The sequence below is a fragment of the Azospira sp. I13 genome (assembly GCF_003112695.1).
Lineage (GTDB): Bacteria > Pseudomonadota > Gammaproteobacteria > Burkholderiales > Rhodocyclaceae > Azospira.
Genome location: NZ_BFBP01000009.1, coordinates 38,129 through 52,564 on the forward strand (window position 1 = coordinate 38,129; position 14,436 = coordinate 52,564).

Annotated in this window: 14 protein-coding genes; 11 read left to right on the forward strand and 3 right to left on the reverse strand. The window is 67.4% G+C overall.

Translation table 11 applies throughout. The features are described from left to right. Positions 1-25: 25 nt before the first annotated feature. Positions 26-1,564 carry an MBOAT family protein gene (locus AZSI13_RS08515; protein ID WP_109040749.1) on the forward strand — a complete coding sequence of 513 codons (1,539 nt, stop codon included), beginning with the start codon at positions 26-28 and terminating at the stop codon, positions 1,562-1,564. A 6-nt stretch (positions 1,565-1,570) separates the two neighbouring features. Further along, complete coding sequence (locus AZSI13_RS08520) at positions 1,571-2,794, forward strand: hypothetical protein (RefSeq protein WP_109040750.1); 1,224 nt, start codon at positions 1,571-1,573, stop codon at positions 2,792-2,794. A gap of 321 nt (positions 2,795-3,115) precedes the next feature. Here AZSI13_RS08520 and polA read toward each other — a convergent pair whose 3' ends face one another. Beyond that, positions 3,116-5,845 carry a DNA polymerase I gene (polA, locus tag AZSI13_RS08525; protein ID WP_109040751.1) on the reverse strand — a complete coding sequence of 910 codons (2,730 nt, stop codon included), beginning with the start codon at positions 5,843-5,845 and terminating at the stop codon, positions 3,116-3,118. A gap of 25 nt (positions 5,846-5,870) precedes the next feature. Between polA and AZSI13_RS08530 the strand changes: the two genes are divergently transcribed. The 9 genes from AZSI13_RS08530 to AZSI13_RS08570 all read left to right on the forward strand — a co-directional run bounded on the left by AZSI13_RS08530 (position 5,871) and on the right by AZSI13_RS08570 (position 11,941). After that, positions 5,871-6,599 carry a TIGR00730 family Rossman fold protein gene (locus AZSI13_RS08530; RefSeq protein ID WP_109040752.1) on the forward strand — a complete coding sequence of 243 codons (729 nt, stop codon included), beginning with the start codon at positions 5,871-5,873 and terminating at the stop codon, positions 6,597-6,599. 44 nt (positions 6,600-6,643) lie between these two features. Continuing rightward, a complete protein-coding gene (locus AZSI13_RS08535; protein ID WP_109040753.1) occupies positions 6,644-6,991 on the forward strand; it encodes a DUF2782 domain-containing protein in 348 nt (115 codons plus the stop codon). Positions 6,992-7,031: 40 nt separating this feature from the next. Next, a complete protein-coding gene (locus AZSI13_RS08540; protein ID WP_109040754.1) occupies positions 7,032-7,970 on the forward strand; it encodes a homoserine kinase in 939 nt (312 codons plus the stop codon). 173 nt (positions 7,971-8,143) lie between these two features. After that, positions 8,144-8,908, forward strand: coding sequence for a BPSS1780 family membrane protein (locus AZSI13_RS08545; protein WP_109040755.1), 765 nt, complete (start codon positions 8,144-8,146; stop codon positions 8,906-8,908). 3 nt (positions 8,909-8,911) lie between these two features. After that, positions 8,912-9,721 carry a BPSS1780 family membrane protein gene (locus AZSI13_RS08550; RefSeq protein ID WP_109040756.1) on the forward strand — a complete coding sequence of 270 codons (810 nt, stop codon included), beginning with the start codon at positions 8,912-8,914 and terminating at the stop codon, positions 9,719-9,721. Continuing rightward, positions 9,693-10,385, forward strand: coding sequence for a nicotinate-nucleotide adenylyltransferase (gene nadD, locus AZSI13_RS08555; protein WP_235609716.1), 693 nt, complete (start codon positions 9,693-9,695; stop codon positions 10,383-10,385). Before AZSI13_RS08550 ends, nadD begins: the two co-directional genes overlap by 29 nt. After that, positions 10,385-10,756, forward strand: a complete 372-nt coding sequence (gene rsfS, locus AZSI13_RS08560) for a ribosome silencing factor (RefSeq protein WP_109040758.1) — start codon at positions 10,385-10,387, stop codon at positions 10,754-10,756. Before nadD ends, rsfS begins: the two co-directional genes overlap by 1 nt. Positions 10,757-10,816: 60 nt before the next feature. Next, positions 10,817-11,299, forward strand: coding sequence for a 23S rRNA (pseudouridine(1915)-N(3))-methyltransferase RlmH (gene rlmH, locus AZSI13_RS08565; protein WP_109040759.1), 483 nt, complete (start codon positions 10,817-10,819; stop codon positions 11,297-11,299). Between the two features lie 21 nt (positions 11,300-11,320). Next, positions 11,321-11,941 carry a nucleoside triphosphate pyrophosphatase gene (locus AZSI13_RS08570; RefSeq protein ID WP_109040760.1) on the forward strand — a complete coding sequence of 207 codons (621 nt, stop codon included), beginning with the start codon at positions 11,321-11,323 and terminating at the stop codon, positions 11,939-11,941. A gap of 80 nt (positions 11,942-12,021) precedes the next feature. On the opposite strand, the gene AZSI13_RS08575 is transcribed toward AZSI13_RS08570, so the two are convergent. Together AZSI13_RS08575 and yegQ are read right to left on the reverse strand one after the other, a co-directional pair. Next, complete coding sequence (locus tag AZSI13_RS08575; protein ID WP_109040761.1) at positions 12,022-13,098, reverse strand: hypothetical protein; 1,077 nt, start codon at positions 13,096-13,098, stop codon at positions 12,022-12,024. 8 nt (positions 13,099-13,106) lie between these two features. Continuing rightward, positions 13,107-14,426, reverse strand: coding sequence for a tRNA 5-hydroxyuridine modification protein YegQ (gene yegQ, locus AZSI13_RS08580; protein WP_109040762.1), 1,320 nt, complete (start codon positions 14,424-14,426; stop codon positions 13,107-13,109). Positions 14,427-14,436: the final 10 nt, after the last annotated feature.

Below are 14,436 nucleotides of genomic sequence, written 5' to 3' on the forward strand. Positions count from 1 at the left end.
AGGGTCCCGATGCACCGCCGCCCCCATGCTGTTTAATTCCTACGCCTTCCTCTTCGCCTATCTGCCGGTGGTCTTCGCCGGTTTCTACTGGCTCGGGGCGCGCCGGCCGGCCTGGGCGGCGTGGTGGCTGGGGGCCGCTTCCCTGGTGTTCTACGGGGTTTGGGACAGCCGCTTCCTGTTGCTTCTGCTGGGGTCCATCGCCTTCAACTACGGCATGGGCAACTGGCTGGCCCGGGAACGCCAGCGCGAGGACAAAACGGGAAACGGCCGGCGCACCTCGCTACTGCTGGCCCTGGCCGTCGGCACCAACCTGCTGCTGCTGGGCTATTACAAGTACGCCGATTTCTTCCTCGCCTCGGCCGCCAGCCTGCTGGGGCAGGAGTGGGCGCCCCTGGGACTGGTGCTGCCCTTGGGCATTTCCTTTTTCACTTTCACCCAGATCGCCTATCTGGTGGATGTGCGCCGAGGCCTGGTGCGGGAGGGCAACCCGGCCCACTACCTGCTCTTCGTCACCTACTTTCCCCATCTGGTGGCCGGCCCCATCCTGCACCACAAGCAGATGATGCCCCAGTTCGGTCTGGCGCCGACCTACCGCCTGCAGCCGACCCACCTGGCCGTGGGCAGTTCCCTGTTCATCCTCGGCCTGGCCAAGAAGGTACTGCTGGCCGACACCTTCGCCGAATTCGCCACGCCGGTCTTCGCCGCCGCCGGCGAGGGCGCCCTGCCCGCCAGTAGCGAGGCCTGGGTGGGGGCCCTGGCCTACACGCTGCAGCTGTATTTCGATTTCTCCGGCTATTCGGACATGGCGGTGGGCCTTTCCCTGCTCTTCAACATCCGCCTGCCCCTCAACTTCTATTCCCCCTACCGGGCCGGCAGCATCATCGAATTCTGGCGGCGCTGGCACATCAGCCTGTCCACCTTTCTGCGGGACTATCTCTACATTCCGCTGGGCGGCAGCCAGCGCGGACGTTTCCGCCGCTTTGCCAACCTCTTCATCACCATGCTGCTGGGCGGGCTGTGGCATGGCGCCGCGTGGACCTTCGTGGTGTGGGGCGGCCTGCACGGCGCCTACCTGATCATCAACCACGGCTGGCGCGCCCTGCGGGGCCGCCATGGGAAAGCCATCTCGCCCCCCCTTTGGGAGCGGCTGGCCGGCCAGGCCCTGACCTTTCTCGCCGTCGTGGTGGCCTGGGTCTTCTTCCGTGCCGACAGTCTGCCGGCCGCCGGCCTCATGCTGCAGGCCATGTTCCCCGTTCTTTCGATGTCCCCCGACCACGCCAGCGGAGCCGCCCTGGCGGCTTCCGCCGTGGATCTGGGCAAGGCCCGGCTGCTGATTGCCGGCGGCCTGCTGCTGGTCTTCTGCTGCCCCAACCTGAGCCAGATTTTTGCCCCCTGGCGGCCCACCTACGACGGCCCCCTGCCGCCGCCGGCCCTGGCTGCAGGGCCCCACCGCTGGTGGCAATGGCGGCCCCATGGCGCCTGGGCCTTGGGTCTGGCACTGCTGGCGGTGTGGAGCGTTTTCGGCTTCTCCCGGGCCTCCGAATTCCTCTATTTCCAGTTCTGACCTACCATGGCCGCCTACCTCAAGCAACTCCTGTTCGCCGCCTTGGGCCTAGCCCTGCTGGCCGCGGCCGGCAATGCCCTGGTGGACCCCTATGGCCTCTACGGCACGCCCCGCCGGGAGGGGCTCAATGCCCTGAAGCCGCGGCAGGTGAAGCAGGCGCGCATCTTCAAGATCGTCGGCCTGGCCCGGCAGCAGCCCCGGATCGCCATTCTCGGCAGCTCCCGCACCGACCGCGGCATTGATCCGGCGGACCCGCACCTGGGAGCGGGCGCCCTCAACCTGGCCTATGACCGCCAGACCTACGACGAAACCCTGGCCATCTTCCGCGAGCTCCTGGAAAGAGGTGGAAACAAGCCGCCGGAGGAGGTGCTGATCGGCCTGGATTTCTTCGCCGCCAACGCCCACCTGCGCCCCATGGACGACAAGAGCGAGGCCAACTACGCCCCCTGGCGCCCGCTGCAGCTGCTTTTTTCCAGCACCGCCGTGGCCGACAGCCTGCGCAGCGTCGGCCGCCGCCAGTTGAAGCCCCGGGACACCGTCTACACCCCCCAGGGCCTGCGCATCGGCTTCGAGGCCGCCATCCAGGCGGAGGACGGCCACCGCGGCAGCTTCTACGCCAGCGAACGCTACTACGTGGAAGACCTTTACCTGCCGCCGCCCCACTGCCGCTTCGCCTTCAGCAACGCCCGGGATGGCCGCCAGCCCATGGCCGACCTGGCGGCCCTGCTGCGCCTCGCCCAGCAGCGCGGGGTGCGGCTCAAGCTGTTCATTTCCCCCTCCCATGCACGCCAGTGGGAAACCCTGCGGGCGGTGGGCCTGTGGGAACAGTGGGAAGACTGGAAGCGCCAGCTGGTGCGCCTCAACGCCGACGCGGCCCGGGCCGCGGGGCAGACGCCTTACCCCCTGTGGGATTTCGGTGGCTACGATGCCCTCACCAGCGAGGCCGTGCCGCCCCTGGGGGATCGCCAGACCCTGATGCGGGGCTATTTCGATTCCTCCCACTACACCCCGGCCCTGGGCGCCCAGGTGCTGGCCCGGCTCCATGGCGGCGGCGGGGATTTCGGCGAGCTGCTGGATGAAACCAGCCTGGAACCCCGCCTGCAACGGGTGCGCGCCGCCCGGGAAGCCTATGCCCGGGCCTTCCCCGGCGAAGTGGCGGAAGTGGGGCGGACCGTGGCGACGGTGCTGAAGGAAAAGCGCTGCCGCAAGGAAGCGGGTGCCGGGGGGTAAGACTGCATCCGGGATGCCTGCCCGGAGCGGCAGGAAGGACGGGCATCTCCGGCATCACCTCCTGGGAAATGGCGTGTTAGCTGGCTGAGCGGGATGGGGGGTTAAAGAATGGCGCCCCTATTGCCTTCCAGCGCATTGAGCATATCGCGCTGCCCGGTGCCAATCCGGGTAAGCAGAGCGGTACAGCAGGCGTAGCGCCGCAAGGGTGACGGTGGCAGGCCGGCGGAACGCGGGCCGGGAATCGCTCGGTACTGGCCGGCAAGCCGCCGGCCAATCAACTCGTTAAATGCTGATCAGCCTAGGCCCGCGCCGGGCTTCAGGCTAGTGGGCGGCGTCCCAGGAAGGGCCGTGGCCCACTTCCACCAGCAGGGGCACGGCCAGCTGGGCGACGCCGGCCATGAGGCGGGGCAGGGCTTCCTGCACCGTAGCCATTTCCGCCTCCGGCACTTCCAGCACTAGTTCGTCGTGCACCTGCAGCACCAGGCGGGAGGCCAGGCCGCTGCCGAGCAGCCAGTCCTGCACGGCGGTCATGGCCAGCTTCACCACGTCGGCGGCGGTGCCCTGCATGGGCGCGTTGATGGCGGCCCGTTCGGCGCCCTGGCGGCGGCCGGCCTGGCTGGCGCGGATATCCGGCAACCACAGGCGGCGGCCGAAGACGGTTTCCACGTAGCCCTGGCGCTTGGCCAGTTCCCGGGTCTCTTCCATGTAGCGGGCGACGCCGGGGTAACGGGCGAAGTAGCGTTCGATGTAGGTCTGGGCGGCGCTGCGCTCGATTTCCAGGGAGCGGGCCAGGCCGAAGGCGCTCATGCCGTAGATGAGGCCGAAGTTGATGGTCTTGGCGTAACGCCGCTGTTCCGAGGTGACTTCCAGGGGCGTGATGCCGAAGATTTCCGCCGCCGTGGCGCGGTGCACGTCCTCACCCTTGGCGAAGGCGTCGAGCAGGCCATGGTCGCCCGAGAGGTGGGCCATGATGCGCAGCTCGATCTGGGAATAGTCGGCGGAGACGATCTGGCAGCCGGCCGGGGCGATGAAGGCGGCGCGGATGCGGCGGCCTTCGGCGGTGCGCACCGGAATGTTCTGCAGATTGGGGTCGCTGGAGGCCAGGCGGCCGGTGACGGCCACGGCCTGGGAAAAGCTGGTGTGCACCCGGCCGGTATGGGGATTGACCATGCGCGGCAGTTTGTCGGTGTAGGTGCTCTTCAGCTTGGCCAGGCCCCGGTACTCCAGCAGGGCCTTGGGCAGTGGGTAGTCCAGGGCCAGTTCGGAAAGCACTTCCTCATCGGTGGAGGGGGCGCCGCCCGGGGTCTTCTTCACCACCGGCAGGCCCAGCTGGGTGAACAGGATTTCCGCCAGCTGCTTGGGCGAATTGAGGTTGAAGGGCTGGCCGGCGATTTCCACGGCGCGGGCTTCCAGCTCCACCAGCTTGCGCCCCAGTTCGTTGCTCTGGGCCTGCAGCAGGCCGCTGTCGATGAGCACGCCGTGGCGCTCCATGGCGAAGAGCACTTCCCGGGCGGGCATTTCGATGTCCCGATAGACCCGGTTGAGCTTCTCGTCGGCGGCGATGGCAGGGTGCAGGGTGTCGTGCACCCGCAGGGTGATGTCGGAATCCTCTGCGGAATACTCGCTGGCCTGGTCGATGGCGACCTGGTCGAAGCCGATCTGGTTGGCGCCCTTGCCGCAGATGGCGGTGTAGGGAATGGTGTCCAGGCCCAGGTGGCGGCGGGCCAGTTGTTCCAGGTCGTGGCCCTTGTCGCTCTCCAGCACGTAGGACTGCAGCAGGGTGTCGTGCACGATGCCCTTGAGGGCGATGTCGTGGTTGGCGAAGACGTGCTGGTCGTATTTGAGGTTCTGGCCCAGCTTGGCGTGGGCGCTGGATTCCAGCCAGGGCTTGAGCCGCGCCAATACTTGCTCCCGGGGCAGCTGCTCGGGGGCGCCCGGGTAGTTGTGGGCCACCGGAATATAGGCGGCCTCGCCCGGGGCGGTGGCAAAGGAGATGCCGACGATGCGGGCGGAGAGCGGGTCCAGGCTGGTGGTTTCGGTATCCACGGCGGTCAGGGGGGCGGCCTGGATTTTCGCCAGCCAGACCTCGAAGGCCTCCCAGGTGAGGATGGTTTCGTAATGCTGGCGGTGGGCACCGGCCGGGGCGGCGGGGGCCGCCGCCGCATCACCGGCCTCGGCATCGCTGGCAGCCGCGCTGTCACCTTGCAGTTCCCGCAGCCAGGTCTTGAATTCGTAGCGGCTGAAAATCTCCGCCAGGATGGCTTTGTCCTCGGGGCGGGGGGCCAGGGTGGCGGGGGTTTCGGGCAGCGGCAGATCGCACACCACGGTCACCAGCTTTTTGCCCAGGGGCAGGAAGTCCAGGGCCTGGCGCAGGTTGTTGCCCACCACGCCGCCGATGGCCTCGGCATTGGCCATGATGTTGTCCAGGGTGCCGTACTGTTCCAGCCACTTGAGAGCGGTCTTGGGCCCCACCTTGGCGACGCCGGGGACGTTGTCCACCGTGTCGCCGATGAGAGCCAGGTAATCCACGATGCGTCCCGGTTCCACGCCGAACTTGGCGGTGACGCCGGCCTCGTCCAGCACTTCGTTGCTCATGGTATTCACCCAGCGCACCCGGGGGCTGACCAGCTGGGTCAGGTCCTTGTCGCCGGTGGAGATGACCACATCCATGCCGGCGGCTTCGGCCTGGCGGGCCAGGGTGCCGATGACGTCGTCCGCCTCGACGCCCTCTTCCATCAGCAACGGCCAGCCGGAGGCCTTGATGGCGGCGTGCAGGGGTTCGATCTGGGCCACCAGGTCGTTGGGCATGGGCGGGCGCTGGGCCTTGTATTCCGGGTACCAGTCGTCGCGGAAGGTCTTGCCCTTGGCGTCGAAGACCACGGCCTTGTAGGTGACGCCTTCTGCCTTGTAGTCGCTTTCCAGGCGGCGTAGCATGTTCAGCACGCCGTAGATGGCGCCGGTCGGTTCTCCCGCCTTGTTGCGCAGGTCCGGCAGGGCATGGAATGCGCGGTAAAGGTAGGACGAGCCGTCCACCAGCAGAAGCATGGGCATAAAAACAAATCCAGAAGACAAAAAAATGAGCGAACGATCCAAACTGCCGCCCCTGGCGGACCCCGATAGCGTCACCAACAACATGTCGGCCCGGGAATCCTGGCGAATCTTCGGCATTATGGCAGAGTTCGTCGAGGCCACTGAGCGGCTGGCGGCCATCCGACCGGCTGTTTCCATCTTCGGCAGCGCCCGCATCGCGCCGGAATCGCCCTACTACGAATTGACGGAAAAGACCGCCCGCCTGCTCTCCGATGCCGGCTTCTCGGTTATCTCCGGCGGCGGCCCCGGCATCATGGAAGCGGCCAACAAGGGCGCCTTCCACGGCAAGAGCCCCTCCGTCGGCCTCAACATCCAGCTGCCCCACGAGCAGGCCGCCAATCCCTACCAGGACATTTCCCAGTCCTTCCGCCACTTCTTCGCGCGCAAGTTCATGTTCGTCAAATTCGCCAGCGCCTATGTGGTGATGCCCGGGGGCTTCGGCACCCTGGACGAGGTGCTGGAGGCCCTGACCCTGATCCAGACCGGCAAGAGCCGCAAGATTCCGCTGATCCTGGTGCACGAGCCCTTCTGGCGCGGCTTGCTGGAATGGTTCAAGGACCGTCTGGTGGGCGAGGGCATGATTTCCCCCGACGATCTGGAGCTCATCCAGGTGATCGACGAGCCGGAACAAATTGTCGAAGCCATCTTCAAACACTACGAAACCCGCGGCTTCGCCCCCCTGCCGGACGAGCGGGAGATGCTGCTCAATTTGTAATAAAATCCGGCCTCCCCACGGTCTTCTTTGCAAGGGCTCCTTTCATGCGCCGTCTTTCCCTTCTCGCCGCCACGCTCTGTCTGTTCGCCGCTGGCGGCGCCCTGGCCCAGGCCGCTCGCAGCGATCTGCAGCCCCTGCCGGCCGTCCCCCCGCCGCCCCCCGAAATGGCGCCCTTCGATGCCGCCCTGGAACCCCAGGTGACCATCAAGAAGCGGGATAACGACACCGTCGAAGAGTTCCGGGTCAACGGCAAGCTCTACATGATCCGGGTCACCCCCACCCACGGCGTGCCCTACTACCTGGTGGACGACCAGGGCGACGGCACCTTCTCCCGCCGTGACAATCTGGACCAGGGCGTGCGCGTGCCCATGTGGGTGATCGGCACCTTCTAAGGGCGCCGACGGCCACGCACCACGCTTCGCCTGCGGCTCCGTGTCCGTTTTCACCCACGTAACGGCGGAGCAGCTCGCCGCCTGGCTGGAAGCCGGCCAGGCCGGCCGGCTCCTCGGCTTTGCCGGCATCGAAGCCGGCGTCCAGAACACCAACTACCGCGTCAGCTCCGACCGGGGCCAGTGGGTCCTGACCCTCTTCGAAACCTTGGGGGCAGACGAGCTGGCCTTCTATCTCGCGCTCATGGCCCATCTGGCGGCCCGGGGCCTGCCCTGTCCCGCGCCCCTGGCCGATCTGGCCGGGCGAATTCAGCGCCCCCTGGCCAGCAAGCCGGCGGCACTGTTCACCCGCCTGCCGGGCCATGAGGTGGTGGCGCCGGACGCTATACATTGCGCGGCCGTGGGCGATGCCCTGGCCCGCCTGCATCTGGCAGCAGCCGATTTTCCCGCCCCCCAGCCCAATCCCCGAGGGCTTGGCTGGTGCCGGGAAACAGCTGGGCGGCTTTTGCCCCTGCTGGCGCCGGTAGCGACCGCACTCCTGACGAATGAACTGGCGGACCAGAGCGCCGCCCATGCCGTGCTGCCCCGGGGCGTCATCCACGCCGACCTGTTCCGGGATAACGTGCTGTTTGACGGATACCGCCTGTCGGGCCTGCTGGATTTCTATTTCGCCGGGGAAGACGAGTTGCTGTTTGACCTGGCGGTGGCCGCCAACGACTGGTGTCTGGATGACGCCGGTCAACTGCATGCCGACCGCACCCGGGCCCTGCTGGCGGCCTATCACGCCCAACGGCCCCTGTTGGCTGCGGAGGCAGCGGCCTGGCCCCGGCTGTTACGCCGCGCCGCCCTGCGTTTCTGGCTTTCCCGCCTGCAGGACCAGCAGCAGCCCCGGGAAGGCCAGCAGGTATTGGTGAAGGATCCCACGCCCTTCCAGCGCCTGCTTGAAACCCATCGCCACACAACGGCACCCTGGCTCAATTGAGCCTCGCAGCGCGCACCGCCCCGTGCCTTCCCCGGCCGTGCTCCGCCAATTTCCGGCCCCCACGAGCCGGTTGCAGCGAGGCCCCCACAGGGGAGCGGCGATTGCCAACCCCCCGTCGTGCCGTTAGCATGGCGCCATTCCTGAATTTCTCCCCATTTTCCCGATAGTTCCCCATGTCAGCCGACACCCCGGATTCCACGCCCGCCTTCCCCATGGCACCTCCTCCCTTCGATGGCGACAGCCGCGTCGTGCCCGCCGGGGCCGGCATCGAATGGCTGCGTTTCGGCTGGAACCTTTTCCTGGCCGCCCCCGGCCCCTGGCTGGTGCTGGCCCTGGTCTTCCTGGTGTTGACCCTGGCCGTGGCCATGGTGCCGGTGCTGGGGGCCCTGGCGTCCCACCTGATGCTGCCCCTGCTGGTGGCCGGCGCCCTGCAGGCAGTGCGCCGCCAGGAAGAAGGCAACGACAAGGCGGAACTGGGGGACCTGTTCGCCGGCTTCTCCCGGGAAACCACCAACCTTATCCTCCTGGGCCTCTTCTACATGCTGGGCTGGTTCGCCATTCTGGCGGTGGGCATGATCATCGGCGGCGGCTCCCTGATGGGCGGTGCCGCCGCGGGTAGCGCCAGCGGCCTGGGCGTGGCCATCGCCGGGGTGTTGCTGGCCATCCTCATCAGCCTGGCCCTGGCCGTGCCCCTCTTCATGGCCTTCTGGTTCGCCCCGGCCCTGGTCTATTTCAACCACATGGCGCCGGTGGCCGCCCTCAAGGCCAGCTTCCAGGCCTGCCTGAAGAATTTCCTGGCCTTCACCGTCTTCGGCCTGATCCTCGGCATCCTCTTCTTCATCGCGGCCCTGCCCATGGGCCTGGGCTTCCTGGTGCTGCTGCCCGTGTCCTTCGCCGGCATCTATGCCTCCTACCGGGATATCTTTCCCTCCGCCTAAATCATGCAGGCCCTGAATCTTCCCGCCGGTCACGGCTGGCGCTGGCTGGCCGGCGGCTACGCTGTCTTCCGCCGCAATCCCGCCATCCTCAGCCTGCTGCTGCTCGCCTACTGGCTGTTCCTGGCCCTGGTGGGCAGCGTGCCGCTGCTGGGCAGCCTGGTCTCCTACCTGGCCATGCCGACCCTGTCCCTGGTGCTAATGAATGCCTGCCGGGCCCTGGACCGGGGGTTGGCGGTAACGCCCCAGTCCCTCGCCTCCGGCATCCGCCCCCAGGCGGCCGTGCTGGTGGCCCTGGGCGGGCTCTATCTGTGCGGCACCCTTTCCATCCTTGGCATTACCTCCTTGGTGGATGGGGGGGAGCTGTTCCGCCTGATGTTCCTCGGCGGCAAGCCGCCGGAAGAGGGCATTGAGGACTCCGCGTTTTTCGTCGCCACCCAGCTGGCCATGCTGCTGGTGGTGCCCCTGGTGATGGCCTTCTGGTTCGCCCCCATGCTGGCGGCGTGGCACCGGCTGGGGGTGGGCAAGGCCCTGTTTTTCAGCTTCTTCGCCTGCCTGCGCAACTGGCGCCCGTTCCTGGCCTACGGGGTGTCCCTGCTGCTCTGGTGCGGCATCATACCGGCCCTGGCCATGGGGTTGCTGGGGCTTTTCCTGGGCAGCGGACTGGCGGCAGCCCTCGTCATGGTGCCCCTGATCCTGGTGCTGGCGCCCACCCTGGTGGCCAGCTTCTACGTCAGTTACCGGGATGTCTTCGTGGACACCCCGGCCACCTTTGAAGCCCGGGTGGATGACGAAGACGACGGCGGCCATGCCTGAGGGCTGCCTCGTCGGCATTTTCGGCGGTACCTTCGATCCGATTCATCACGGCCACCTGCGCCTGGCCCAGGAGGCCGTGGAGCATCTGGCGCTGGACCAGGTGCTGTGGATTCCCGCCGGCCAGCCGCCCCACCGGGAGATGCCGGCGGCCGGGCCAGAACAGCGCCTGGCCATGGTGCGCTGCGCCGTGGCGGACAACCCGGCCTTCGCCGTGGATGGGGCCGAGGTTTTCAGCCAGGAGAAGAGCTACACCGTGCTGACCCTGGAGCGCCTGCGCCAGGAACGAGGCGCTGCCACCCCCCTGGTGCTGCTCACCGGCGCCGACGCCTTTGCCGGTCTGCCCACCTGGCACCGCTGGCGGGACATCCTCGAACTAGCCCATGTGGCCGTGGTCTACCGCCCAGGCTTTTCCATCGACCCGGCCGCCCTGCCGGCTGAGCTGGCCACCGAATTCCAGGCCCGCCGCTGCGCCCCCGGCGAGTTGGCGCAGCGCCCGGGAGGCGGCATCGTCACCTTCCCCATGACGCCTCTGGCCATTTCCGCCACCCAGATCCGCCAGCTGCTGGCGGCGGGCCGCAGCCCCCGTTATTTGCTGCCCGAAGCGGTGTTCGCTTATATTCGGGCGCAGCAACTTTATCTCCAACCCCGTAATTTAGGCACCTGATGGAACTGAGCAAACTGCAAGCCCTCGTCGTGGACGCCCTTGAAGACATCAAGGGCAAGGACATCGAAGTCATCGATACCAGCAAGATCACCTCCCTCTTTGACCGGGTGGTGGTGGCCAGCGGCGACTCCAACCGTCAGGTCAAGGCCCTGGCCCGCAGCGTCCAGGAAAAGGTGCGGGAAGCCGGCGGCGAAGTGCTCTCCGTCGAAGGCGAGCAAACCGGCGAATGGGTGCTGGTGGACCTGGGCGACATCGTCGTCCATGTCATGCAACCTGCTGTGCGCGCCTACTACAACCTGGAAGAACTGTGGGGCGCCAAGGCGCCGGTCCGCCATAAGTCCCCCGGCCAGGGTGGCAGCGCCGCCGCCTGATCCCTTCCGGCGCACTGACCCTCTCCCTGCTTTCGGCGCCGCCTTTCCTCCCCATCCATCATGAAACTCTGCATTGTCGCCGTGGGCCACAAGATGCCGGACTGGGTGGCCGCCGGTTGCGCCGAGTACATCAAGCGCATGCCCCGGGAGATGGCCGTCAGCGTCGTCGAAATCAAGCCCGAGCCCCGGGGCTCGAAAACCCGTGAGCAACTGCTGGCGGCGGAGAAGACCCGCATCCGCGCCGCCCTGCCGGCCGGTTGCCGCATCGTCGCCCTGGACGAGCGGGGCGAGGACCTGACCACGGTCAAACTGGCCGCCCGCCTCGAAGGCTGGATGGGCGAAGGCCGCGACATCGCCCTGCTGATCGGTGGTGCCGACGGCCTGGACCCGGAGCTGAAAGCCGAGGCCAGCCAGAACGGTGGCGCCATGCTGCGCCTCTCCAGCCTGACCCTGCCCCACGCCATGGCCCGGCTGATCCTGTGCGAGCAGCTTTACCGGGCTGTGAGCGTGATCCGTAACCATCCTTACCATCGGGAAGGCTGAAGCCCTTCCGCCCACGTCATCATGACCATTCCTCTCGGCCCCCGCATCTACCTGGCGTCCCGCAGCCCCCGTCGGCGGGAGCTGCTCTCCCTCATGGGCGTGCAGTTCGAAACCCTGCTCTTCCGCAATCCCCCCCGGGCCGACCGGGCCGTGGATGAAAGCGTGCTGGCGAGTGAAGACCCGGTGGACTATGTCAAACGCGTCGCCCGGGCCAAGGCCGAGCATGGCCTCAAGCTGGTGGTTTGGCGCCGTCAGGCGGTGCAGCCCATCATGGCGGCCGACACCACGGTGGAGTGCGACGGCGAGATTCTCGGCAAGCCGACGGATGAAGCCGATGCCCGGCGCATGCTGGAGCTGCTCTCCGGTCGCCGGCACCGCGTACTCACCGCCGTTTCCCTGGCCTGGAGCGGCCATATCGAAACCATTCTCTCCGAGAGCTTCGTGCACTTCCGCCCCCTGGAAGAGAGCGAGATCAGCCGCTACGTCAGCAGCGGCGAGCCCATGGACAAGGCCGGCGCCTATGGCATCCAGGGCAAGGCCGGCATGTTCGTTTCCCATCTCGAAGGCAGCTACACCGGCGTCATGGGCCTGCCCCTGTGCGAAACAGGCGAACTGCTGAAGAAGGCCGGCTACCCCCTCTGAGACCTCCTTGGGGGCCGCCACAAGGGGGCGCCAAGGCCTCCCTAAGTCTCCACTGAGACACACTTCCGACTAACCGGCGCTTACATCGGCAGCCCGGCCGCCAGGGCTGCCGCCACCTCCCGCGCCCCCGTGGGCTCAGGCCGGGGCGGCGCCTCTTGGTGCCACAGGGCCGCCAGATCGGAGGCCAGCGCCCCTTTCTCCAGACGTGCTTCCGGCACCTCGACGCAACGCGCCGTCTGCCGTAGCCAGTCGATCAGCACATCCTGTTCCGGCCAGGCCGGCCGGCGGGCATAAAGCATGGGGATGCCGTTGCAGGCGGCCTCGGCAAACGTGCCATAGCCGGGCTTGCCCACCACCGCATCCACCGAGGCCAGCAACTCGGTGAAATCCCATTGCAGCGACTCGAAGGCCCCCATGTCCGGCCGGGCCGGTTGCCAGGCGGCCGGTACCAGCCAGAACAGGTCCGGGGTTACCGGCCAGTCGGCAATAGGCAGACGGGAGGCAATGCCGCCCAGGGCCACCAGCACCACCCGGCAACTGGCGGGCAAGCCCAGGGCCTGGCGCAGGGCCGCCGGCCGGCTTTGGCCGAGACGGGCCACCGGGCCGCTCCAGCGACTGTTGGGCAGATCGTCCATGGGCATGGCGGGCTGCAATTTGAAAAAGGCCTTAGCGCCCGCGTAGGCCTCCAGCATCTGCCGGTGGATGGGGGCGGCCCACGCTTCTCCGCCATAGACAAAGGCGAACAGCCCGGCCCAGTTGAGGGAGCTGAGGCCCCAGGCCGGAATGCCTACCGAGCGGGCCGCCGCCAGGGGCAGGTAGGCAGCGTTGGCCAGCACCAGATCGGTACGCCGGGCCTGGAGCCAGGCGGCCTCCGCCGCGATCCGGGCTGGCCAGTCAGCGTGAAATTGCTGATAGGCCCGGGCACTGGCGGCGCGGTCGATGCGGAACGGATCTTCCATGACGAAGCCGAAATCCGCCGCCCGGGGCTCCAGGGTGAAATCGCCGTCAATACGCTGGCGCAGTACGGCAGGCGGGGCGCTGCTGACCACCGTCAGGGCCACATCCGGCCGCATTTCCCGCAGGGCATTGAGGACCGGCCCGGTCTGAGCCACATGGCCGAAGCCGTGGCCGGAGATGTAGGCCGTCAGGTGGGGCACGAGGCGCCTCAGGCCTGGAGCAGGCGGGCGATGTACGCGCCCTGGTATTCCGCCGGCAGGGACAGCCAGACCGTGTGGCCGCTGCCGGGCGCCACTTCGATGGCTTCGCCGGCCCGGTTTTCCAGGCGATTCAGGGGAACGATGCAATTTCCGGCGGGGTGGATGATTTCCAACTGGTCACCCAGGGCAAAGCGATTCTTCACCGTCACTTCCATGAGGCCCCGCTCGGCGTCGAAGCGGATCGCATCGCCGACATAGAGGCTGCGCTCGGACTCGGAATGGCCCTTGAGGTAATTCTGGTACTCCGCATCGTGGTGGCGCTGGTAGAAGCCGTCGGTGTAGCCCCGGTTGGCCAGGCCTTCCAGGTCGGCCAGCAGGGCCGGGTCGAAGGGACGCCCGGCAGCCGCGTCGTCAATGGCCCGGCGATAGGCCTGGCAGGCCCGGGCGGCGTAATAGGGGGACTTGGTGCGGCCCTCGATCTTCAGGGAATCGACACCGATTTCCACCAGCCGCTGCACGTGCTCGATGGCGCGCAGGTCACGGGAATTCATGATGTAGGTGCCGTGCTCGTCTTCCTCGATGGGCATCAGCTCGCCGGGGCGCTGGCGCTCTTCCAGCAGCCACATCTTGGTTTCCGGCCGGCCATCGGTGGCCTCATTCTCCGGGTGCACCTTGTAGTCCCAGCGGCAGGAATTGGTGCAGGTGCCCTGGTTCGGGTCACGGTGATTGAAGTAGCCAGAGAGTAGGCAGCGGCCGGAATAGGCGATGCACAGGGCGCCGTGCACGAACACTTCCAGCTCCATGTCGGGGCATTCCTGGCGGATTTCCGCCACCTCGTCGAGGGATAGCTCCCGGGAGAGGATGACCCGGGAAATGCCGAGGCTCTGCCAGAAGCGCACTGCCGCGTAATTCACCGTGTTGGCTTGGACGGAAAGGTGTACGGGCATCTCCGGCCACTGCTCCCGCACCATGGCAATGAGGCCCGGGTCGGCCATGATCAGGGCATCCGGCGCCATCTCCATGACCGGCGCCATGTCGGCCAGATAGGTCTTTACCTTGGCGTTGCGGGGGAAGATGTTGCTCACCAGATAGAACTGCTTGCCCAGGTCCCGGGCGGCCTGGCGGGCTTCGGCCAGGACGGTCATGTTGCCGAAATCGTTGTTGCGCACCCGCAGGCTGTAGCGGGGCTGGCCGGCATAGACGGCATCGGCGCCGAAAGCGAAGGCGCTGTCCATCATGGCCCGGGTGCCAGCGGGGGCCAGTAGTTCGGGGGCCCGCCGGGTGACCGGAGCGGCAGGATTGGCGGTGTCGGGGGAGGCTTGGGGCATTGGGGTAGAA

What these genes read in the sequence shown, in the direction of transcription:
- AZSI13_RS08545 (WP_109040755.1), top strand. Translation starts at nt 8,144, where the DNA reads ATGTCAGCCGACACCCCGGATTCCACGCCCGCCTTCCCCATGGCACCT.
- rsfS (WP_109040758.1), top strand. Translation starts at nt 10,385, where the DNA reads ATGGAACTGAGCAAACTGCAAGCCCTCGTCGTGGACGCCCTTGAAGAC.
- AZSI13_RS08530 (WP_109040752.1), top strand. Translation starts at nt 5,871, where the DNA reads ATGAGCGAACGATCCAAACTGCCGCCCCTGGCGGACCCCGATAGCGTC.
- yegQ (WP_109040762.1), bottom strand. Translation starts at nt 14,426, where the DNA reads ATGCCCCAAGCCTCCCCCGACACCGCCAATCCTGCCGCTCCGGTCACC.
- AZSI13_RS08515 (WP_109040749.1), top strand. Translation starts at nt 26, where the DNA reads ATGCTGTTTAATTCCTACGCCTTCCTCTTCGCCTATCTGCCGGTGGTC.
- AZSI13_RS08535 (WP_109040753.1), top strand. Translation starts at nt 6,644, where the DNA reads ATGCGCCGTCTTTCCCTTCTCGCCGCCACGCTCTGTCTGTTCGCCGCT.
- polA (WP_109040751.1), bottom strand. Translation starts at nt 5,845, where the DNA reads ATGCCCATGCTTCTGCTGGTGGACGGCTCGTCCTACCTTTACCGCGCA.
- AZSI13_RS08520 (WP_109040750.1), top strand. Translation starts at nt 1,571, where the DNA reads ATGGCCGCCTACCTCAAGCAACTCCTGTTCGCCGCCTTGGGCCTAGCC.
- nadD (WP_235609716.1), top strand. Translation starts at nt 9,693, where the DNA reads ATGACGAAGACGACGGCGGCCATGCCTGAGGGCTGCCTCGTCGGCATT.
- AZSI13_RS08570 (WP_109040760.1), top strand. Translation starts at nt 11,321, where the DNA reads ATGACCATTCCTCTCGGCCCCCGCATCTACCTGGCGTCCCGCAGCCCC.
- rlmH (WP_109040759.1), top strand. Translation starts at nt 10,817, where the DNA reads ATGAAACTCTGCATTGTCGCCGTGGGCCACAAGATGCCGGACTGGGTG.
- AZSI13_RS08550 (WP_109040756.1), top strand. Translation starts at nt 8,912, where the DNA reads ATGCAGGCCCTGAATCTTCCCGCCGGTCACGGCTGGCGCTGGCTGGCC.